Annotated in this window: 19 protein-coding genes; 11 read left to right on the forward strand and 8 right to left on the reverse strand. The window is 53.3% G+C overall.

Features of this window, described 5'->3' with window-relative positions; translation table 11 throughout:
• Positions 1–110: 110 nt before the first annotated feature.
• Positions 111–1,100, forward strand: coding sequence for a helix-turn-helix domain-containing protein (locus tag EUZ85_RS18945; protein WP_127970877.1), 990 nt, complete (start codon positions 111–113; stop codon positions 1,098–1,100).
• Positions 1,101–1,295: 195 nt separating this feature from the next.
• Here EUZ85_RS18945 and EUZ85_RS18950 read toward each other — a convergent pair whose 3' ends face one another.
• Both EUZ85_RS18950 and EUZ85_RS18955 read right to left on the reverse strand, forming a co-directional pair.
• Positions 1,296–1,973 carry a GntR family transcriptional regulator gene (locus EUZ85_RS18950; protein WP_127974516.1) on the reverse strand — a complete coding sequence of 226 codons (678 nt, stop codon included), beginning with the start codon at positions 1,971–1,973 and terminating at the stop codon, positions 1,296–1,298.
• A 197-nt stretch (positions 1,974–2,170) separates the two neighbouring features.
• Entirely contained in the window at positions 2,171–3,178 is a 1,008-nt protein-coding gene (locus EUZ85_RS18955; RefSeq protein ID WP_241566805.1) for a 4-hydroxyproline epimerase, read from the reverse strand.
• Between the two features lie 153 nt (positions 3,179–3,331).
• On the opposite strand from EUZ85_RS18955, the gene EUZ85_RS18960 reads away from it, so the two are divergent.
• From EUZ85_RS18960 to EUZ85_RS18975, 4 genes are all read left to right on the forward strand, one after another.
• Positions 3,332–4,579, forward strand: a complete 1,248-nt coding sequence (locus EUZ85_RS18960; protein WP_127970879.1) for an FAD-binding oxidoreductase — start codon at positions 3,332–3,334, stop codon at positions 4,577–4,579.
• Between the two features lie 388 nt (positions 4,580–4,967).
• Entirely contained in the window at positions 4,968–6,539 is a 1,572-nt protein-coding gene (locus EUZ85_RS18965) for an RICIN domain-containing protein (protein ID WP_127970881.1), read from the forward strand.
• Positions 6,540–6,893: 354 nt separating this feature from the next.
• Positions 6,894–7,775 (forward strand): 4-hydroxy-tetrahydrodipicolinate synthase, encoded by an 882-nt coding sequence (gene dapA / locus EUZ85_RS18970; protein WP_127970883.1) that lies wholly within the window; start codon positions 6,894–6,896, stop codon positions 7,773–7,775.
• Positions 7,776–7,796: 21 nt separating this feature from the next.
• Positions 7,797–9,284, forward strand: a complete 1,488-nt coding sequence (locus EUZ85_RS18975) for an aldehyde dehydrogenase (RefSeq protein WP_127970885.1) — start codon at positions 7,797–7,799, stop codon at positions 9,282–9,284.
• 62 nt (positions 9,285–9,346) lie between these two features.
• Here EUZ85_RS18975 and EUZ85_RS18980 read toward each other — a convergent pair whose 3' ends face one another.
• The 5 genes from EUZ85_RS18980 to EUZ85_RS19000 form a co-directional block, all read right to left on the reverse strand.
• Positions 9,347–9,766 carry a hypothetical protein gene (locus EUZ85_RS18980; protein ID WP_127970887.1) on the reverse strand — a complete coding sequence of 140 codons (420 nt, stop codon included), beginning with the start codon at positions 9,764–9,766 and terminating at the stop codon, positions 9,347–9,349.
• A gap of 280 nt (positions 9,767–10,046) precedes the next feature.
• Complete coding sequence (locus tag EUZ85_RS18985; protein WP_127970889.1) at positions 10,047–10,742, reverse strand: DUF1963 domain-containing protein; 696 nt, start codon at positions 10,740–10,742, stop codon at positions 10,047–10,049.
• Positions 10,743–10,948: 206 nt separating this feature from the next.
• On the reverse strand, positions 10,949–11,461 hold the full coding sequence (locus EUZ85_RS18990) for a hypothetical protein (RefSeq protein WP_127970891.1): 513 nt from the start codon (positions 11,459–11,461) through the stop codon (positions 10,949–10,951).
• Positions 11,462–11,710: 249 nt separating this feature from the next.
• Entirely contained in the window at positions 11,711–12,100 is a 390-nt protein-coding gene (locus EUZ85_RS18995) for a GFA family protein (protein WP_127970893.1), read from the reverse strand.
• A gap of 132 nt (positions 12,101–12,232) precedes the next feature.
• Complete coding sequence (locus EUZ85_RS19000) at positions 12,233–13,024, reverse strand: DUF4261 domain-containing protein (RefSeq protein ID WP_127970895.1); 792 nt, start codon at positions 13,022–13,024, stop codon at positions 12,233–12,235.
• Positions 13,025–13,520: 496 nt separating this feature from the next.
• Between EUZ85_RS19000 and EUZ85_RS19005 the strand changes: the two genes are divergently transcribed.
• From EUZ85_RS19005 to EUZ85_RS19025, 5 genes are all read left to right on the forward strand, one after another.
• On the forward strand, positions 13,521–15,311 hold the full coding sequence (locus EUZ85_RS19005) for a hypothetical protein (protein ID WP_127970897.1): 1,791 nt from the start codon (positions 13,521–13,523) through the stop codon (positions 15,309–15,311).
• A 97-nt stretch (positions 15,312–15,408) separates the two neighbouring features.
• On the forward strand, positions 15,409–17,256 hold the full coding sequence (locus EUZ85_RS19010) for a hypothetical protein (RefSeq protein ID WP_127970899.1): 1,848 nt from the start codon (positions 15,409–15,411) through the stop codon (positions 17,254–17,256).
• 13 nt (positions 17,257–17,269) lie between these two features.
• On the forward strand, positions 17,270–19,480 hold the full coding sequence (locus EUZ85_RS19015; protein ID WP_127970901.1) for an SAM-dependent methyltransferase: 2,211 nt from the start codon (positions 17,270–17,272) through the stop codon (positions 19,478–19,480).
• A 20-nt stretch (positions 19,481–19,500) separates the two neighbouring features.
• A complete protein-coding gene (locus EUZ85_RS19020) occupies positions 19,501–21,108 on the forward strand; it encodes a hypothetical protein (RefSeq protein ID WP_127970903.1) in 1,608 nt (535 codons plus the stop codon).
• A gap of 4 nt (positions 21,109–21,112) precedes the next feature.
• Positions 21,113–21,754 carry a streptomycin biosynthesis enzyme StrG gene (locus EUZ85_RS19025; protein ID WP_127970905.1) on the forward strand — a complete coding sequence of 214 codons (642 nt, stop codon included), beginning with the start codon at positions 21,113–21,115 and terminating at the stop codon, positions 21,752–21,754.
• Here EUZ85_RS19025 and EUZ85_RS19030 read toward each other — a convergent pair.
• Positions 21,749–22,039: a hypothetical protein gene (locus EUZ85_RS19030; protein ID WP_127970907.1), complete on the reverse strand. Its 291-nt coding sequence runs from the start codon at positions 22,037–22,039 to the stop codon at positions 21,749–21,751. The genes EUZ85_RS19025 and EUZ85_RS19030 overlap by 6 nt on opposite strands.
• Before the next feature lie 452 nt (positions 22,040–22,491).
• Between EUZ85_RS19030 and EUZ85_RS19035 the strand changes: the two genes are divergently transcribed.
• Positions 22,492–22,818, forward strand: coding sequence for a hypothetical protein (locus EUZ85_RS19035; RefSeq protein ID WP_127970909.1), 327 nt, complete (start codon positions 22,492–22,494; stop codon positions 22,816–22,818).
• The last annotated feature ends 24 nt before the right edge of the window (positions 22,819–22,842 follow it).

The raw sequence follows: 22,842 nt of genomic DNA on the forward strand, positions 1-22,842 counted from the left end.
AACCAAGCCTGCAAACCCCGACGCAGCTGGTTATTGCAACTGACGTCGCGCGCATTTGCTAACATAACGCCTTGTCATCTCCTTTTTTGATCTTATTTTTACTCACCTTCATGCAGCCAAAGCTTTACGAATGGGGCGATAAGTCCTTGCTCTTTTACAACGGTCGACGCCAGCCGCATCATTCAATGGGTATTACGCCCACCCTGTTAATGGGGAGTCAGCCGTTCGTCGTCGAATTCATGGGAGAACAGTATTGTTGCAATACGTTTCTGCTATCGCCCAATAAGCCGTTTACAGTGAGTTCGGAAGCGCCGCGAATGGCTCTACTGCCTCTCAACCCAGCGACGCAAGAGCATGCCTGCCTGTTGCGTAACTATGCGTGGGAGGCCTGCGTAAAAGACATTTGCTACAGGATGAATGAAGATTTGCTGCAGCAAACTTTATTCTATCTTGACGAAGGCGACATACCTCACCCCATCGCCACCTGGTGTCTGTTCAACGCTATTTATGAAGAAGAAACCCCAATCACATTGAAGAAATACGATAGGCGTATCGCCAAGGCGGTCGCGCATATTATCCGCAATCCAACCAGCGATCTGTCCATCGACGAGATAGCCGCACAGGTGCATTTGAGCCCAACCCGCTTTATGGCCTTGTTCAGCGCTTTAAACGGCCTGAGCTACAACAAATACAAGGTCGTCAGCCGCCTGCAGTATTTCTTCGAGCGCTACAGTATCGCTCATAACCTGACCCACGCGGCGGCGGAAGCGGGTTTCTACGATCTGTCGCATCTAAACAAATCGGTGAAGATGTACTACGGCATGAGTCCAAGGGAGTTCCTGGCGGTTGGGCAGGACCTCATTACCATCAGCAGCCCCTCTCATAACCGCGCCTGGTACGCCGACTGGGTCCAGTATGGCTACTTCGAACTGACGCAGGTTTACTCAGAAATCAGCGTGCCGGAGCTGCTGGCGCATTTGCGGGATTATAAAAGGGAGGAACGACGCTGCGCCCGTAGTAATAGGCGCTGCCATCCTGAGGCAGAGTGCTTTCCGGCGCGACTTTGCATTTCGTATCCACCACCCAGAACGATGCCATAAACACCTCGGTTTAACTTGTTATTGTTATTAACATGGCAATGATATTGGCATGTTAATCATCAGGCGCATGGACGCGCCTGCGCGGCGTTAAGCCGCGGGAGACAGGGCCTGACCTGTGCAGGCCCTGTCGTTGCAGACAAATAGAAGGAAGCTATTTGTCTGCCTGATTAATAGCACGGCGGCGATATTGCGTTGTCAGTGGCTCGCGCCGCCCGCCTGTTCGATCAGCAAGTCATGAATGGCCTGACCGGCTTCCAGAATATGTTTCTTCAGCAACGCAGACGCCGCTTTTTTGTTGCGCTGGCGACAGAATTCCAATAAATCCGCATGCTCCCTTTCCGCCTTTTCTATGCCGGTGGTGAATAACAATTGCAGACGGATATAGCGGTCGGACTTGATGTTAAGACTACGCACGACTTCCATCGCCTGCGCCAGGTTGGCGGGATGATACAAGGCGGCATGCAGTTCGTAGTTCAGCTCGCTCCAGCTCTCCACCTGATCTCCACTCTCCACCGCCGCCTCGAAGGCTTTGAGTATTTTCTCCGCCGCGGCCAGATCCTGGTCAGTCATATTGTCGATAGCCTGTTCCAGCACATGACATTCTATCAACGCCCGTAGCTCAAACAGCTCGCGAATTTCCGATGGACGCAACTCTGTCGCCGTGGCCCCTTTGTGCGGCTCGAAGCAAACCAGCCCCTGCGCTTCCAGTTGCAACAGCGCCTCCCGCACCGGGATGCGGCTGACGTTGAACTCTTTGGCGATAGCGTCCTGTCGCAAAGGTTCTCCCGCCACGATTTCTCCAGAGAGAATTTTTTTACGCAGAATATCTGCGACCATCTGTGTACGGGTTTTATAAACGGCTGCGGTGCTCATAACGGACAATAAATGATCCCGGGTGTCAAAGAAGGAGGCGATATTAACATGGCAATGATATTGGCAAGTTAATACTCGGGCGCATGGATGCGCTTGCGCGGCGGCTAGCCGCGGGATTAATAGTATCATTTTAGGCGCTCGCCGCAGTAGTCATGAAAATTTCCTCTGGGCGAGCGAAGATTTGTGCCGGGCGCTTATTATTTCACTTCAAATCCATGGGCGTAGGGGTCTTCGCTGTCCACCCAGATGGTGTTATGGCCGTAGACTCTGGCCCAGCCTTGTACACTCGGACGTATCCCCGTATGCGGTCCCACCGTCGCTGCTTCCTCTACCCGGCCATGGAACAGGCTGCCGATAATGCTCTCATGCACAAAAGTATCGCCAACTTTCAGTTTACCTTTGGCGAACCATTGCGCCATTCGCGCGCTGGTGCCGGTGCCGCAAGGAGAACGGTCTATGGCGCGGTCGCCGTAGAAGACGGCGTTGCGGGCGTCCACGCCAGGCTGCGCAGGTTTGCCGGTCCAGAGCACATGGGACACGCCGCGTACGGTGGGATCGTCAGGGTGCACGCACTCCACCACTTCATCGACAATACGCCGCACCAGCGGACTGAAGCGCAGAATCTGATCCACACTGAAATGCTCCAACCCCGGGAAGTTCTTTTGCGGATCAATGATGGCGTAATAGTTGCCGCCATAGGCGACATCCACCACCAGTTCGCCAATTTCAGGAACCTGTACCGCCACTTCGCTGTGCGCAAGATAAGCCGGCACGTTATAGATTTTGACGCTTTCGACTTTAGCGCCCTGCTGCTCGTACTCAATGGCGATTTTGCCCGCCGGCACATCCAGGATCAGTTTGCCGGGAACCCGCGGACGAATAATGGCGTTCTCGATGGCCGCCGTGACAGTTCCAATGGTCCCATGACCGCACATGGGCAGACAGCCGCTGGTTTCAATGAACAGGATCGATGCGTCGGCGTCCTCGGAGCAAGGGGGATAGACGATGGAACCGGACATCATGGAATGACCGCGGGGTTCAAACATCAGCGCCTGGCGAATCCAGTCGTAATGCTCCATGAAGTATTGCCGCTTCTGGCTCATGGTGCTCCCCGGCAATGCCGGATAACCCCCCGCCACCAGGCGCACCGGATTGCCGCAGGTATGCGCGTCGATACAGAAAAACGTGCCTTCTCTCATATCCATATCCCTTCTTGTCTTATTTTTGCAGTGATGCTTGGGCTGTCATTAGAGCGAATCCACCGATCAGCAGCCATAGTGTCTGGATGTGGATTGTCCGCCCCCAGATAAATGTATATTTTATACAATATTCAATTTCACAAATGAAGAGGGCTTTCGATGCAAGAGCTGGACACGGACATCACAGTACTGGGAGGCGGCATTGTCGGGGTTTGTTGCGCCCTGTCGCTGCAGCAAGCGGGCATGAAGGTCAGCCTGATTGACGGTCGAGGGGTCGGCGAAGGCTGTTCCCGGGGCAATGCAGGCCATTTCGCTACAGAGCAGATACTGCCTTTGGCCACGCCAGGTCTATTGTGGAAGATTCCCGGCATGCTGATGGACCCACTGGGACCGGTGGCGATTCGCTGGTCTTATCTCCCTCATATCGCCCCCTGGTTGCTCCGCTTCATGCTCAATACTCGCGAAGCCTCCTACAACCGCAGCGGTAAGGCGTTACAAGCCTTGAACGCCGCCTCCCTGCCCGCCTGGCGTCGCCTGTTGGCGGGTACCGGCGAGGAAAGCCAGATCCGGGTCAATGGCTCCTTGCTGACCTTCGAACGCAACGCCAGTTTTCAAAGCTATCAGACTACGCTGGACACGCTGCGCACTCGCGGCGTCAAAACCCAGGTTCTTAATGGCGCTCAGGCGCGAGATCTGGAGCCCGGATTGGGATCTACAATCAAACATGGCGTGTTTTTTCCGGAAACAGGCCATACCGCCAACCCATACCATCTCACCCGCACCCTGGGAGCGCTATTCCAAACCCGAGGCGGAACGCTGCTAAACAGAATGGTAAATAGCGCCACGCCAACGACGGATGGCGTACTGCTGCATTGCGACGGCGACCGGATTCGGGTTCCCAAGCTGGTGCTGGCGGCAGGCGCCTGGTCCAAACCGCTGGTGAAGCAACTCACCGGTAAGTCGATTCCTTTGGATACGGAGCGCGGCTATCACCTGATGTTGCGCAACGCCGGAGCCTCCCTGTCGATTCCGGTCACCTCCGCTGAGCGGCGTTTCATTATGACCCCCATGAGCGAAGGATTGCGTCTTGCCGGCACAGTCGAATTTGGCGGTTTGAAACAGCCCGCCAACATGCGCAGAGCGACCATGCTCGCCACCCACGCCCGTGCGCTACTGCCTGGTTTGGACGACGCCCAGGGCGAGACCTGGATGGGGTTCCGTCCCTCTCTGCCCGACTCACTGCCAGTCATTGACCGCGTGGGCGAGCGACGCCAAATCATACTCGCCTTCGGGCATCAGCATCTGGGGCTGACTCAGGCCGCGCTGACCGGTGAACTGGTGCGTCAGTTAGCGACGGATCAGACGCCGACTGTGGATATACAGTCTTTGCGCCTGAGCCGCTTTTGAGAGTCGAAAAGTCAGGCGCTCTCGCCACGCCAGACCTCCCTGACGGGAATATCCCAATAACATGGCAATGATATTGGCATGTTATCAATATAAATATACATTTGTATTACAAATATCCACTCCACCAAATATTAATTGAATGCCATTTAATTAATGGCGTTCAATCAGACTCCCCATATATACCCTACTAACTTCGCCCCCCAAACAAACCATTAGGACTATCCCTTTAAGCACACTCTTCCCCAGGATATAGAATTATAATTTAATATTGTCGTGACCACTCTCACAAATCACTTTCCGTTACATGTACACCAATACACTCCATATATATATTTACCCCAGCTCACCGAATATCCAAAAAACCAAATAAACAAATTCAGGATAAAAAATGAATATAAAGACTCACAGGATTAGCTCCTGCCTTGCCAGTCTTTCCTTACTCACCTGCACGCTTCTGCCCTCTGCCTACGTCCATGCCTCCAATTGTGAAGCCGCGCCTGTCAGCGGCAAGATCTATACGATCGTTAACAGGGAAACGGGGTTGGCGCTGGATATTGAAAAGAGCAGCCCATTGGAGAGAGCGTCATTGATTCAGTGGCGCAGCAAAGGCTCTCTGAACCAGCAATTCCGAGCGACGGATGTCGGCGGTAATTCCTGGAAGTTTGAGGCCATGCACTCCAACCTGGCGCTGGATGTGCTCAATCTGGCCCAGCACGATAACGCCGAACTGATTCAATGGCCCTACTGGGGCGGCGATAATCAAAAATGGTTTCTGGTGCAGTCGTCTTCCGGCGGCTACAGCGTCAGAGCCCGCCACTCTGGCAAAGCGTTGACCGCCAGCGCAAAAGATAGCGGCGCCCGCATTGTGCAAACGTCGGAGACAGGCAGCGGCCTGCAACGATGGTATTTCAATCCCGTAGACGGCTCCTGCCATCAAGCGAAGGGGTTCGCCGGGCAAAGAGGCGCTGACGGCCTCGCCACCACCACGGGCGGAGCGGCAGGTGAAACAGTAGTCGCGACCAACTGCCAGACTCTCACGTCAGCATTAAGTTCCGATGGCCCCAAAACTGTCGTTATTCCCGCCAATACCGCCATCGATTGCCGCACGCCGGTGCGTAAAGTCGCCGCTTGCGCCATTTCCTGTCCCTCATATCAGGATCCCGGCAAAACCTTCTACCGCGTACCCGTTGGGGACCAGACTTGTAAAGAATTGGGGGCCCCAAATAATGCAACTGTATCCGTTAACCGTAACGAAAGCCGTATTCAGGTTAAGTCCAATAAGACGCTATTGGGCCAAGGCGCAAATAGTCGAATAATTGGCGCAACACTCAATATCTACGGCGTAAAAAATATCATTATTAATAATGTCGCCATCGAGAACGTGAACCCCCACCTGGTGGAGGCCGGCGATGCCATTTCCATCGAAAACGCCAGTCATATCTGGGTGGATCATATTAAAACCAAAATGATCAGCGACGGGCATATTGATATTAAAAACAGCGCTAATTTGACGCTGAGCTGGAACCACTTCGACGGTTATAATCCCAACGTCTGCGGCAATCAGCATCACTACACCATGTTGGTGCAGGACAGTCAGACGACCATTGATCACAACTTCTGGGACCGCGCCTCAGGACGCAACCCCAAGCTATATGGTTACAACACGCGCGCCCACATCTACAACAACTACTGGAGAAACATCACTTATTTCTCCATTAACGCTTCTAACGGCGCGCAAGGGCTGATTCAGAACAATTACTTCGAAAACGCCCGCTATCCACACTGGAATGAGTCCGGTTATTTAAACGCTACCGGCAACGTGTACGCCGGCTCGTCCGCCACAGATGAAAAGCGCGACACGGGCGACAGCGTGTTCTATGACGTTCAGCTGTATCCTTATGACTTGGACAACGCATCCGGTCTGCCCAACCTGTTGAAGGCTAAAGCCGGCCCCCGCTGACTTACGTTGGCGGAGACGCTTCACCCATTCAGATAGGGATATGCCCCCCGGCACGGACGCCAACTTCTCAGCTTTACATTGTTCTCTTTCGACTCACTATTCACCCGGTCACCCGGCGGACAAACAGCTTCCTTCTTTTGGCCTGCAACGACAGGGCCTGCACATGTCAGGCCCTGTCGTCCTCTATACAGAGATAAAACCGAGATAAACGTACGAAGAAACATCAATTCGTATATTGTATACAATATACCGTTTACATAAGATGAAGAGCGATGACTCCAGCCCAGCCCTGTTACAGACCTAAGGCGGCTGAGCAGGAAAAACAAAAACAAGCGAACGCGAAAGGTAATAAGGATGAACATAGATGGCGTACTGGTCCCTGTCGTCACCCCATTCGATGACCGGAATCAGATTGATTATCCGGCGCTGGGCCGATTACTTGACCACCTCATAGAATCCGGCGTACGAGGGATCGTCGCCTGCGGCACCACCGGCGAGTACTATACGCTCAGTGTCGAGGAGCGACGCGACCTGATGGCGTATATCGCCCGGCATGTAGGCAGTCGCGCGCTATTGATCGCTGGCGTGAACGATACGCACACCGCTGGCTCCATCGCCAAAGCGAAAGAAGCCAGAGAGATGGGCTATCAAGCCCTCATGCTGGCGCCGCCCATTTACTGCCTGCCTCAGCAACACGAAATCATTCAGCATTATCAAAGCGTCAGTACGGCCGTGGGTATGCCGATCATCATGTACAACTTCCCTGCCCGTTCCGGCGTGGAGATCAGCATAGAAGCGGTCATGGAGCTGGCCCGGGATAAAAACATAGTCGGCATCAAAGAGAGCAGCGGCGATTTCAGTCGCGCACTGACCCTGATCAACGCGAATCTACCGAACTTCCAAGTGGTATGCGGGTCGGATGATCAGGCGGCGGATTATTTCTTCTGGGGCGTGCGCTCCTGGATTGGCGGCGCCGCCAATTATCTTCCCAAGGAACATGTGGCGTTGATCGAGGCGGCGCAAGCTGGCGATTATCAGCGCTTGCGGGACGGCATGCGTAAAATCCTTCCCGCCCTCAAGAATCAGGAGAAAGCGGATTATAACCAGAAAGCCAAAGTCGGCTGCGCTTACATCGGTTATCCCGTCGGCGACACCCGTCCGCCACTGGCGTCGATCAGCGAAGAAGACAAAGCGGAATTTCTGGAAGCCTTGGCGGCGGCCATCGTAAATCAATAACAACAAGGACGAAAAACCATCATGCCAATAAAAAAAGAAGATGTTTTTCAGTTAGCCAGAGACGCTCAGCTTTATGCAGGCGCGCTGGTTCCCGGCCTGGACAATAGCCATGAGCTTCACTTCGACACCTTGAACCCGTTCAATCAGCAGGTCATCGGACGGGTACAGCGCTGCAACGGCCGCCATGTGGATGCGGCGGTGAAAGCCGGTCGCGCCGCGTTCGAATCTGGCGTCTGGTCAACGCTGTCGCCGGGGGAACGCAAACGCATCATGCTGCGTTGGTCGACTCTATTGAAGGAGCACCATGAAGAGCTGGCGGCGCTGGACTGCCTGGACGCAGGCAAACCCATCACAGAGTGCCTGAATACCGACATTCCCGACACTATTCACACCATCGCCTGGTATGCCGAAGCCGTCGATAAGCTGTTTGGAAAGATTTCACCCACCGCCAGCGACAACCTGGGGCTGATTGTGAAGGAGCCTATTGGGGTGGTCGGAGCCGTACTGCCCTGGAACTTCCCCGCCCTGATGCTGGCCTGGAAGGCCGCGCCTGCTCTGGCCGCCGGCAACTCACAGGTGATCAAACCCGCAGAGCTGACCTCTTTAAGCGCCTACCGCATCGTGCAACTGGCCCATGAAGCGGGAATCCCGGAAGACGTACTGACGCTGGTTACCGGCCTGGGAGAGGAAACCGGAAAACCATTGGGGCTGCACCCTGACGTAGACATGGTGTCTTTCACGGGCTCAACCGAGGTGGGCCGCCTGTTCCTCACCTACTCCGCGCAAAGTAATCTCAAGGAAATCGTGTTGGAGTGCGGCGGCAAGAGTCCGCAGATTATCTTCAAGGACAGCTACGCCCTGGAGGAAATCGCCGACAATATTCTTTCCGCCGCATTCTGGAATATGGGGGAAAACTGCAGCTGCGGCTCGCGTTTGATCGTTCACAAAAACGTGAAGGACGAGCTGCTCAAAATACTGCAAAAGCGGCTGGTGGACGGCTGGAAAGTCGGCGATCCGCAAGACCCGGAGACGGCTATCGGACCGATGATCGAACCCGCGCACTTTGAAAAAGTCTGTGGTTATATCAAGGCGGCCAAAGAGGAAGGCGCCAAGTTAATACGAGGCGGCGAAGCTCTGAAACTGGGAGCGGGCATGAGCGTTGAGCCCACGATTTTTGATGGAGTCACGGCGGAAATGACGTTGTTTCAGGAGGAAGTATTCGGGCCCGTTCTCGCCGTCACAACCTTCGAAACCGAGGCCGAAGCCATTCACTTGGCGAACGCCACCAGCTACGGTCTGGCCGCCTCTCTATACACCTCCGACCTGCGCCGCGCTCAACGGGTCTCCCGCGCCATCAAGGCCGGCACGGTCTCCATCAACTGCTTCTCCGAAGGCGACATCGCCACGCCCTTCGGCGGCTACAAAACCTCCGGTTTCGGCGGCAGGGACAAAGGCCTGGAAGCACTGGAGCAGTACGTGCAGACCAAGACAGTGTGGTATGGGGGATAAATTCTAATTGCGCCAATAACGCTGCGCGACACTGCGCAGCGTTGATCAGAAGTCCTCGACTCCTAGCCTGCCGAGCGCTTAAACAGATTATAGGCGTCAACGCCGGGATCAAATCCCGTTTGCGCGAACTCCGGTCCTTCACTGGCGGGGTCGATGCAGTTCCAAAACGAAGCTGCTGTATTCAACACAACGCCTCTCAGATACCAGTTAGGGTCCAAAGAGCTTACCGCGTTTTTCAATTGCATGTCCTGCGGTTTGCGCCACTCCCGCAGCCAATGCCAGGCTTCCAGCCTGTGCGCCGTGCTGGAAAAAATTCTGCCTTCATTCGCTCTTCTCGCGTTCTCTATCACAAAGTTGGCGCTTTGATCGCTCAAAGGCACTTTATTCTCCGCAAGAAACTTGTTCGTTCCGTACACCAACTGGCCAAACCAACTCGTACTGGACCTGGTCGCCTCTGAAATACGCGCTCTCGCATCTGGCATTTCTGTTCTCCTTACTTCGCCAAACTTCTAATTTCCACCAGGGGAAATAAATCCCCTTCGGATACCTCTTTCTGCTCATACAACATGATCAATAACGCCAACGAAAATCGGCGCATTAACCTCTCAGCTCAAACACCACCAAGATACTTAGATAGTAAGTTAATTGCCGTATAAACAGTAAGTTAAGATGAGATTAAATGTTCTACATCACTTTCTGGGAGGGATTCGAGAGAATCTGAGAGGGCCTGCTTGACGCGTCAATATCAGCGCATGGCGAGAGTTAGAAGCACTGCCACTCCAGCGCCCATTCGTTTTTCTTGCCAGAAACAGTCCCGCGACCAAAATAGCCGACGCCATTATCCCCCCACATCCACCCGCCCTTTTCAGTGGAGTCGATTTGAAAAACATAATCCGGGGCGGCGTCGTGCTTATTCCGTGGAGCCCAGAAGATCTCCGATTGAATCAAACTTGGCCAGCCTCCTAATTTAAAGCCATCGACGTTTTCAAACAGGTCGTAATACTCATCTTCGAACTCATCAGGGCAGTCTACAGGTAAGTCTTCCCAACAAGGGAAATCCTGCTCAACCACCCGAGGCTTCATAGGAAAGGCTTTAATCAAGCTTTCTGTTGCAATGCTCTGCAATGGGACAAGATCGGAAATGTTTGTATAAGTCCGGATCAGCCACTTCGTCCCATTTGGGTCGTGATCTGGAAGCTCATCAGGACAGATAAAGATACTAATGAATGCCAGGTCTTCAAGCCCTTCGGGTTTAAATGGCAGCCCTGTAAGATTGATTTGCGCAAGGCCATGCATGGGGCGTCCAGCATACTCAGGCCAGACCTCCCCTTTGCTACCAGAAGTCACTTTGCCGAACCAGGAACCTAATGGGTCCTCTGGAGGCTGAAACCCGCCAATATCAAAGACAATCGCTTTACGGACAATTTGGCTCTTAAATTTTTCGATTGTTGTTTTCATTTTTTAAATTTGATTTGTACTTATTCCATTAGTCCAAAACTGAGCCCAAACCTAATCCCAAGAGCCTTACGCCCACGGAGGTAAAGATTTTTCCCTGCGTCAAACGAGTCTATTAGATCATTATGCACGACGGATGAAGTAGACGTTCACACCTATCTGTGGTTTGGTCGACGCAGTGGCCTGAATTTCCCATGCGCTTTTAACCTCTATTGGATGTCAGTTAAGTTATTTCTAAACAGCCCAGTCCCCAGGCTTAGTATTTCAGCGATTTCTATTATGTTGGCGTTGCTCCAGGTAATTCCTGAGGAAGATCTACTACGATCATAAAAGTAATAGTTATTATCAAAGAAAAGCTTTTCATAAAGAGACCGCTTTGACCGAAATTCTTTCCTAAAGCTATTAGTCTCCCCAAGGCAGCTAAAGAGTGAGTCGTCGATCAAATTCCATGCAGATAGGGATTGACTTGCGTCGAAGCTACTCTTCTGTGGGGCTTGGATAAATCTAATAATTAGATCCAAGTCCACTAATATTGGGTCACTATTTTTTTCTATTTCAATTCCAATTAACTTGGCAAAATCCTCAAGATGAGAAATGGAAGAAAACTGCGCGAGCTTACCGTTAATCAGGGAAATCCTTGAGGGGCTTTCCGTTGACCAAATAAGGTAGCGATCAGTATTTTCCAGTCTGAACAGGTATGGGTAGTACTCGATTTTCTCCACTTTTAATTTCCTAATAATAGCTACAGGCCAGCATTAAAATATCCATCTGGCGTCGTCCGCCATGAATATAAGGTTGTAGAAGATGACTTTAAAACAGCTCAAGGCGAATATCTTTTATTCAACCAATATGCACACGAAATGCTCTCTCCAAAATGCTTCCATTGGCGTGTTCTGGTCCAATCTCAGTGCACAATTTCCTCAGAGAGTTTTCATAGAAAAGACGTTTCGTATTTAAGCTCTTCAGCAAAGCTATTCATACTCATCATACACCGGCAGTTCTTTGTTGATGTCATACCAGCTTGCTTTGTTGGAGACCCAGATGTGGCTTCTTTCCTGGGATTGTGGGTCATTGTCCAAGGAGCCCAGTCGTAGAATGATGAAGGGGGTGTTTTCTCTTTTCGCGTAGACCTGCGTGCCGCAACATGAGCAGAAGAAGCGGGATTTTCCTGGGGAGGACTCGAAGGAGTTCAGGTGCTCTCCGCCTTGCAGGTTGAAGTCATTGTCGTCCACTCGCGCCACACTTGAAAAAGCGGCGCCGTGGGCTTTTCTGCAGGTTCTGCAATGGCAGTGGATGATGTCGCCCACTTTTCCCGTAATGTCGTATTTCACTCTGCCGCACAGGCAACTACCTGAAATCATGATTCAACTCCTTAACCATTTCCGGAGCGTCAGGCCCCGAGTCAGCGCATCATGGTATCCGAAATTAAGAAGCCGCTGAAAAACTACCTGCGGCGCCTTTGCGGCGTTAAAGTTTTTCAGCGGTTCGTTAAGTTACCAGAACTTCAGGCTGAATCTCTTCGGCTTTCCATTCGAGTAGTTAAGTCTCATCACTTTCCCTTTGTGGCCCAATTTGGACTTCTTATAAACCACTTTGATTCTTTCATTTTCATCTTCGCCCACAGTGTCGCCATTTTTAATTACCGGGCCATTCTGGAGCAGGTAATCCACCAGGCCAGTTAGCCTGTCTTTGAGGTCAGCCATACTCTCAGGCGCATCGATAGCTTCGATTTCCATCATGCCAAACGCGGCCAATCCTGTTGTAAACCCGGTAGACGCGCCTTGCTCGCCTGGCCCCACTCTGATGTCCACCCAAATAGGCACGGGCGAACCTTCCGGCAAGACACTGAGGGCGAACTCAATGAATACGTCACGGGGAATCAGCAATGACGCATGGGACCAAAACACGCCAATCGCTCCTTGGACCACCGCCAACAATGCGGCGTTGATTTGGGTTAGAAGGATAGCGGCTTCAACGCTGGAGAGCGCTTCACTGCTTACCGCTACGACCAAGTGATATTGATGGCCGCTGATTTCCTCTTTGGCATTAGCCCACAAACAGCTGGTGGAGCAAGGGCCTTCGAGATCGCTCCAGGGGATTGGCGCCGGCATGATTCCAATCGCGACAATGGAGTCTCGCACCGTAAAAGATATAGCGCCCTCCTCCTCCGTGGCGTCCTTGAACGCGTCTACATCCGTCCAGTTTTCAAGGGCGAACGCTTCTATATTCGCAAGCGAAATTCGCGGCTCTTCCGTGAACATGGGCATGGATATCAGTAGTGTCATTGAGTTTCTCTTATTAATCTCTTTGTTAAACTCTTATCTTGATTTATTACATTAATCATTTGGCATAACCCACCAAAATATCACATATGCTTTTTAACTTTATAAAAAGCAAACACTTTTATAATACAAGCGCCATTAGTTAAAAACTAAAACAGGATAAATCAATATATAACAATGGCCTGACGACCCGATATAACCGGCCGCGATCAGCCCATAAAAAGTAAGACAAAACTGTTTTAGTTTTTTCTCCATGGCCGCCTTGCTTAAACCGGAAATCCTGACTAAACAGTTATGACGCATCGGGGGAGTCGTTCCTCTGACTAACCGCCGAAAAGTATGGCGCGTTCCCGCGCGCGCTTCTCAGGGACCTGCGAGACAAGCCGAGTTACCTCTGTTCTCGCGCCGTGAGTAAGGAAGCGCACGCACTGCCGCAAGGCGAAGTTTGTAGTACGAAGGACGCTTTCATTCACTACAACGATTAACAAGGACCAGTACCATGTCAACAGCCGCTTCCACCACTAAACCAGACCAAAGCAAAGAGTGTGTGATCAGCAATAGCTGCACCTCTGATATCGTTATTCTGTCTCCCACAACCTCCCAGGCTCCTGGCGATACACAGAACGCCAGCGTTTACGATCAGGATCTGGAAATTCTATCTCTGCTCGAAGGCGGAACTGTGATCAGTCAGAACGGTTCCGGAACGGTTTATCTGGACCAGTACTACACTGATCCGAATACCAAACAGCAGCAGTATTCGCTGGTTTATAACCTGCTGGCCAGCACCTCCAGCTGGTATTTCCCGGTAGACAATATCGGCGTCATGCAAAATATCTTCAGCTCGCCAGTCACCTTTCCGGCGCAAACAGTGACTGCGGACGAACAGCAGTCCATAGCCAATGCAGCCACGTTCTATCAGACCATCGCCGCCTACCCTACCTCCCAGTTAACCAAAGACTATGAAGCCGCCATGAACGGCGCGCAAACCACTGCGCAGGGTCAGGCGGACGGCAGCGCGAATTCTTCCGACAATGTGGCTAATTCCATCACCAATAGCGTCAATGCTTTCTTTGCGTCCACCAAGGGTTTCCAGAACGTCACCCTGGCGGGCCTGGTTGCGGTGGAGTCCTACTACAGCAAGTTCCCGTTCGTGTGGGCGCAATATGACAGCACGACCTATTACCTGTACAGCAGCGACAGTAAAACCACGTCCTTTGTGGGCACACTCTCTCTGACCAAACCATCGGCGCTGGATCTCAGCAAACCCAACGCCGGCTATACCTGTACCTTTACACCAGCCAAAAACCCTTCCGACACCACTACTGTCGATGTGGACTCTTCGCAAGCCAAAACGCTGACTTACACCAACGCCTTATTTGTGGACAACGTAAACGCGGATATCCCGGACGTAGCGGTGAAAGGCACATTTCAATTGAAACGCGTCTTCACCCAAAACCCGTCCGACACCCAAATCATTCCGGTTATAACCGGCAGCATCGCCGGGGAAACCTGTATTGGGTTCGACTCTCCGCAACTGAGCACTGACCAGAGTTCGGAATTCTGGAATACCCTCTTCCACCCGAAAAACTCCGCGCAAGTATTCAATTCCATCATGACCATTGGCGGCGCGGTGATGATGTTGCATTTCGTGGGATCGACTCTGTACGGCATCTTCAAGTGGGTCAAGAACCGCGGCAAAGCCAAGGAGCCCACCACTGAGGATTTGTTCAAGCAACAGCAGGAAGCGTTTGAGAAGGCTCTGAACGAGAAGATCGACACTGCCGTGCAGAAGCTCACCAATGGCCAGCAGAACGCGCCGGAGGATACCGAAAGCGCACTGGATGAAATCAATTCGGAACGGGGCTCCATTGATGACAATCTGAACGCCATTAATCTGGAAGAAGGTCTGAAAGCCGAAGCCAGCACATTGGAAATTCAGGCGCAATATGAAAGCGAAATGAACGGCCAACAGCTGGAGCAACTGGAATCCAGCGCCACCAGCATCAAGAACTCCAATGACGCGCTGAACAGCGCCACAGAAGAGAATCTCCATGATGTCGTCACCGAGCAGACCAGCGCATTCAAAGACATTCAGGCCAATACCTCCGCACTGACGGAGTCCCTCGATCAGACCATTTCCAGCGAGCAGAAGGCGCAGATCGAAAGCAATCAGGCCGCCAGCGAAAAAGTCAGCGAAGATATCGAGAATTCCGAGAAAAATGCGGAAGAGGACGCCGCCAACGACGATCCCAAAGCGGAAGACGAAATCAAGCCATTCGAAGATTTCTAAACACCCACTTCATTGACCATTGACGACGGGATGCGCAGCGACGCGCACTCCCGTCGTCGCCTTTGTCACGCCCTACCCACGCTTGAAGGAGATCCGCATGGCCGCGAATGTGGTTAACATCGACAATCAATATAGCGAAGCTCTCGATATCTATACGTTTACCGTGCCTTCCGGCGCCTCGGCGGATAATCCCAGCACGATGTACCCGGTTTACACCAAAGTGGACTCCGTCGCCGCCAATTCCAAGAAGACCTATACCCCCTCCAACCCTCTGGAAAACCTCTCTTTTGCGCGCCAGTCCGACGGCATGCCACTGCTGAATCAGGTCACCAATATCCTGAGCGACACCAATGTCACCATCACTGCTGATGACCTCACCAGCGCACAGAAAGCCTTTGCGTTCTACAAAGCTTACAAAGGCAGTCCGTACAGTCCCAACGCACTGGCGGTCAACGACATCATTCTGAACAACAGCGACCTGACGCAACAGAACCAGAAGTTGAACCAATGGTTCTCCGACAACAATGTCGGCTTTGACTACAACACCTTCTCCTCCGTTTCCTATTGGGCGGAAAACGACGTGCGCGCCTGGGCCGGCAGCGAAGGTCTGACCCTCTACTGCTACAACCCACAACCGCCGCAACCCATTATTCCGCTGGTGCTGCCGAAAGACAGCAGCGGCCAGATTATTCTCGGCGCTGATGGCAGCGCTCTGTATCAACCCACCAGCGGAAGCACGGTGGAGCTGACGCTGAGCAAAGGGACGCTGACCTCCAACGGCGCCACCGACACCAGCGGCGTCAATCTCAGCGCGGTGATGCAGGACATGATCATGCATGGCGGCGACGCCGGCGTTTACGAACTGTTCTTTACCGGCAAAGTCGATGGCGACGACGTCATTGTCCAGCCCTATCAGGTTCCGCAACTGGCCTGGTGGATGTCCGCCTATGATCTGGCGTACACCGCCTATACCGCCATTAACATCGTCATGATCAGCCAGACAGTCATTGCGCTGGCGAATAACCTGCCTACGCTGTTCAACGCATTGAAAACCGGGGGCCAGGCGGTGATCAGCGCCGTCAAATCCGACCTCAGTAACGTCGCACAATGGATATCCAGCAAGTTCACCAGCGCCGCGGCGGAGAATGGCGATCTGGTGAACGTGGACGTAGACACCGATGTGGACGTGGATGTCGACGTGGACGTAGACACCGACGTGGATACGGATGTGGATGTAGACGTAGATATCGATGTGGACATTGACATAGATATCGACGCTCTGGTGGTGGTGGACGTAGATGTGGATATCGATGTAGACATCGATACCGATGTAGACACTGTCGTGGACAATGTCGTCGACAACGTGACTGATATCGACACCGACATCGACACCGATATCAATGTCGACAGCTCTGCCCTGGGCTCGCTGGTGAAGAACATCGGCCAGTCTCTGTGGGCCAATAAAGGCGCTATTTTCAAGTTTGTGCTTAAAAACGCCGCGGTGATGGGTGGCATGACCGCCGCCCAGAAACTGCTGGGCATGTGGGGCAAAAAGGCCGGCGCCAGCTACGCCGACGAACAGCCTTCCGAAGCGGCCCCACTGGGCCTGCTCATGGATTATATGGAAAACCCCGCCAACACGATTCAGGAACGCTGGACCACCTTCTCCTACTACGTGGATCAAGGCGCCAGCGCTGACGAACAGAACATGGCGGTATCCGGCATCCTGTCCCTGAAAAACGACGCCGAGGATCAGGCCTTCAACGCCTGGCGCTGGAGTCAGGACGACGAGAACGCGGCGGTCAACGCCATGGCGCAGTATTCCGCGCAAAGCGACTGGCCGAAGGCGTACACCACACTCGCCAGCTACACCTATCAGGGAAAAACACTGCCGTTAAAAGTCGGCGCCAGCGTCGCCCTGAAATTCGTCGCCAAAATTCTTTAAGGGAGAACAATACATGGCGAGCGCTTACCCTAAATATGAAGACCATCAGAAGCACTGGGAAGAACTGGCGCAAGGCATCGCTGCGCTGAGAGACAAAGTCAGGGAGGTGGAAGAAGGCGAAATTCCCGCCGGCTCAAAACAAGGCGAGCTGATCATTCTGGGAACCGGCATCGAGACCATTGGCGTTTCCGTCGGCGACATCCGCCTCATCGAGGAAGCGGACAAGGTGCTGTACTGTGTGGCCGACCCCGCCACCGTGGTCTGGCTCAAGCAGTTGCGACCGGACTCGCTGGATCTGTACGTGCTGTACGGAGAAGACAAAGTCCGCTACACCACTTACATGCAGATGACGGAAGCCCAGCTCTACTGGGTGCGGCAGGGACTCAAGGTCGTAGTGGTGTTCTACGGCCACCCGGGCATATTCGTGTTATCCACTCATCGGGCCATCAAACTGGCGCGGCGGGAGGGCTATAAAGCCACCATGAAGGCGGGTGTCTGCGCGCTGGACACACTGTGCTCCGACCTGGGCATCGACCCTTGCTACCCTGGCCTGCAGACTCACGAAGCCACCGACTGCCTGATCCGACGCCGTCAATTGGACGCCAGCCTTCATGTGGTGTTATGGCAGGTCGGCCTGATTGGAGAAATGGGTTATCGCCGGCAAGGATACCTGAATAATAAGTTTTCTTATTTCATCCACTGGCTGCAGTCTATTTACGGAGTGGATTATGAAGTCACTCACTACATTGGCTCCCGCTATCCCACCATTGACCCGCTAATCGAAACCTATCGCCTCAGCGCGCTGCATGATCCTGAAAATCAGATCAAAATAACAGGCCTGTCCACGTTCTATATTCCGCCCATGCAGGCGGTCCCGACGGACTACCAAACCGCCGTCGATCTGGGCGTCATCGAACCCGGGCAAAAATTGCTGACGCCCCGCTCGCCCCTGCGTGAAATCGACCGTTATGGCCCACGGGAAATGAAAGCCTTCGACGCATTTAAGCGCTTTCGCATCCCCGCTTCCTACAAATGGCAGGATGAAACCGCCGCCAGCCGCTTCCTGATTGAGCTGCGTTTCGATACGCGCTTGCAGGATCTTTATCGTCGCGATCCCGGCGCCGCGCTGCAGGACCCTCGTTTCAGCTCGTTATCAGATCGTGAGCGGGCGATGCTGGCGTCGCGGGATTCCGGCGCCATTCAAATCGCCGCCAAAGGCGCCTATATCCGCTCCCCCGCCACAGAAGCGACGGTGACCGCCTGTCTGACGCAAAAGTCCGTCGCGATGGAGCTGCTGAAAACACTGGGGGGACAGCCCAAAGCGGAAGCCAGAGCCGCCTTCGAGACCTGGCTAAAATCAAGGAACTATCAGGTTGAGTGGGCGCATTTGGGCGGGGCCATTGATTTTATCTTCCGCAATAATCTGTTCCCCTGGACCGGGGTTTATATCGAGCCAGAGCAGCAGTTTGCGATAACGATTATCGGCGCCCGCAAACAGCGTCATAAGAGCGTTATCTACATCAACGATGTCCGTATCCGATCCTTTACTTTTGACTCCGGCGCCATTCGCTGGAAGGCGGGCGGTCAGGTTCCCCATCACGGCTTTCTGCGCCTGGACGTGGACGCCAGCGGCGCACGCCGGCTGATCGGCAAGATCTGGAGCGACGCCGCCAGCGACGGAGCCCAGTCCGCTTTTGTCGCCCTGGAAGCCAACCCGGAACGTAAAGCGCTTAGCGCCCAAGCCTGCAGTTTCAGCGGGTGTGACGACATTAGCGCCATCTATGGAGAATACGCCGTTCGCACCGACGGACGCTTTTACCGGGACATCAACGAGTTCAATGTGTCGGAGACTGGCTTGACGATCAACCAGCGCATTGTTTCAGAGTTCTCTTTTAACAGGGGGACGCTGCGCTGGCGCGGCGGCGACAAAGCCTGCTACGAAGGGGAAGCGACCTTTTTGCGTGATCCCATCATCAACTCCATTGAGCTGTACGGCGCCACCCGCTCTAACGAAGAGGACGGCGTTTTCACCTGCTACGGCTCCTCCATCTCTCCAACGACGCCCGATTATTGCGGACCGACTCTGCCTGACTGGGCCGCGCGCCACTTGGCGGATATCGCGCGCCATAACAGCCATAAGGGAGGATTGCTGTTATGGCATAAGTGGGAAAAGTTCAATCTCACGACTTTCATCGTCAATCGCTATTTAACCCATCTTCTTTAATCCTTGAGGAGGAATGCGCCTTGAACGCCACACACGAACTCAGCGATCACCTCGAAGCGTCGGAAAATATCGCCAACGTCAGCCAGTTGGCGGGCGTCGTCGCCAGCCTGCCGCAGAACGCCAGCACCACTCATTACGGGGCGGACGGCAAGCAAATCGCGTCCTATTCCAAAACCAGTTACGCCAACCTAAAACTGTCCCCGCAGGGCGACATTCAGGGTGGAACCCTGAGTCATACCGCAACGGACGCCAATGGCAATACGCTTAACAGCTCCACCCTCGCCTTCGCCAACGGTAATGTCGCCTCGGCCAAAACGCAGATCAACAATCGCTTCGCCAGTGGCGTCGCCAAGCAGGTGGAAGCGGATTTCGGTAATGTGAAATGGACGCCGGCCACCACCATTCACAGCGGCCAGGTCAAATTCACATCCCGGTGCGGAGATTCTCAAACCCTGCGTAGCGACGGCTTCGTCACTTACGCCAATGAGCTGATAACGAGCGGATCGTTTCGCCATTACTCGCCGGAGGGACAAGGCGGCGTGGAAGGCTATACGGACATCGACTACAGCAACACCAAATTCGTCGGCGACCGCATTATCGGCGGTTACTTCTCCGTCTCCTCCAAGAACGCCGCGCGCGCAGAGAACTCACAATCCAATGTATTCATGAACGCCAGCGGCCGCATAGACCAGATTCACACTAAAAATTTCGACCCTGTCTCCGCCGCAATGAAGTCACAGGTTTTGACGGAGTTCCAAAACACCCAGTTCAACGCCCGTAACGAAATCGACGGCGGTGAAGCCCACTACAGCGTCAGCGATCCCAGCGGAGCCTTGCAGAACAAAACAGTGGTGACCTATCAAAACGGCGTCCCGTCAAATACCGTCACGCAAAACTACGCCAACAACCAGGTCCTCAGTAAAGTGGTTTCATCGTACGAAGGCGCGACATTCGACAATGAACTGCGAGCCATCAACAGCACGGTTCATACCCGGGAATACAACGCAGCGGAAAAGCTGATGTCCATGACGGACGCCAGTTACAACGCCAGCGGAGCGCCCGCCAAAATTCAAAGCCGCACGCTGGACCCGGACACACAAACGCCGCTGTTTCTGATCGAAACGGACTACGCCAACACACAGTTTAACTACCGCCGCAAACCCATTGGCGGTCACGCCAAAATCACCACGACCAACCTGAAGGACGCCAGCTCCATCGAGACCATAAAAACCTTCACCTCGCCCACGGCGGCCACCACAACCAGCACAACCAATACAACGGCTCAAGCAGAAGAACTGATGGCCACGCCGACGCAGCCTTCAGCGCCACAGTACCTGACCCACACCAGCACGATGAAAAACGCGGAGGGCCAAACCACCGCCTATAAGAAAACCATCACGCGCAGCGATGGCTCACTACTTAAAACCGTGATCACCAATGTCACTGACGATAAGCCAACCTCCGTCGCGGTGACGCTCTACGCCGAGGACGGCAAAACCGTCGCCAAGACTTACGCCATGGACGTCAGCGGAGTGGCCGTCAACGCAGGAAAAGTCAGCGGCGCGATGAAAATAACCGCCAAATTTCGCGGCCAGACCCTCAGCAGCGAAAGCACTGTGGAGTTTTGATCCGATGCTCAGCCGCGCCCTGACACTGACGTACGATACGGAGCAGTATCCGTTCCAGAGAGTATTGTCGCACTATGTCTTTAAAGTGCGGCGACTGGACCAGTTGCATGTGGTGTGGCGGCGACAGAATAACCGGGACAAACTGCATTATCAGGACAACATGGCGCTGCGCAGTCTGATGCAGCGCCTGCCTGACGACTCCCCGTTTTATAAGGTGTATCACGCCTGGATCGCCCATGTGCTGGCCCCGCTCTACGGCGGCAAGATCAGTTATTCCGCGCATCCGAAAATGCGCGTGCATCTGGCTGGGACCAGCTGCGTGAGCGATTTTCATCGCGACGCGGACGTGACCGGCAGACTGGATCAGATCAACTGCTACCTCCCCTTCACCGACGTCTTCGAAACCTGCACGGTATGGTGTGAAGAGCGTTACGACAGCAATATCTACCAGCCACTCACGCTGAAGTATGGAGAGGCCCTGTTATGGGACGGCGGCTTGCTAAAACACGGCACATTCGCCAATCAAACCGATCAGACACGCGTCAGTTGCGATTTCAGGTTCAAAGCGAAGGCGCCTGACAGGGTCCGCCCGCCTTGGAGCGATGTTCTGGCTGATCGCCAGCCATTGACTCAATCTGAGTTATGAGCCGTCTTGATTCAGTGTCCTGACCATCTTTTCCAGCAAGACAAGCTCATCGGTGGTCAGGCAATGGTGAGTGATATGATCGTCGCCGCCCAAATGGCGTTTGAGATTGTCCATCCAGTTTTTGCAGATTCTGATTTGCCGCAGGATATCTTCCGTGAGGGCCTTATCGCTTTCCAAAGCGGAAAGCTGCTGCATTTTCCCATTTATGCAATTTAACGCTTCATGTTTCTGGCAAGTGACGCCAATTTTGCTCCACGTCTCGTCTATCAATGGGGCGTTGATCATAAAGGACCTCAGCGCATAACGACTACTGGCTCTTTTGGAGCCGCCATTATTGAGTTTTTCGGATAGTGAAAGAAAAAAGAGTCTGGCGCAAAACGGATGACGCTGGCGCGCCAGACTTGTCCAGGGTTGCGTATCTTCGAGACCTTACTTTAGGGAATTATCAGCGAGGGAGTAATACGGGAGGCTACGGAACTTTTTCGGGAATATCTCAGTAGTATTACTGAACGCCTGTGGCGTTTTCCCTCCCAGTACATCTACTGCCTGTCCACCAGGCCCGCCAGCTTACTACGCTTCCTACATCTAATATTTCGCCCCTGCTCCGTAGCGCTACGGATATCAGTGTTCATTTTTGCGTAGCGGTACGAATATTCGGGCGGGCGATAAGAGTATATTGTAGGAAGCATTGCAATTCGGCATACACTGATCGCTCTGAAGTAGGAGGAAAACACCCCTTGTACATCAACTATTCGATTTTGACTGCTGGAATACAGAACTCCGGCGCCGCCCTGATCCATACCCAGCAAAACGCGTCTCGTCTGGGCGCCATTCTTGATATTTCCATCGGACGTATCGTGGAGGACTCAGGGAAGCGCAATGAATTTTCAATCGCCAAAAAGGCAGTAGAAGTTCGGCGCTGGTATGACGTTGCGTCCCGTAATTCAGACGTGACGCAGATGCAGCGCTTTGTCGAAGAGCGTCTGCAGGAAGAAAACTATCCCAAAAACAGCTTATTCAAGAAGTGGGCGATGCAGTATTTTCAGCTGTACCAGGCCCATTGATAACGCGTCATACGCGCCCGTCGC

This window comes from Hahella sp. KA22, from assembly GCF_004135205.1.
GTDB lineage: Bacteria > Pseudomonadota > Gammaproteobacteria > Pseudomonadales > Oleiphilaceae > Hahella.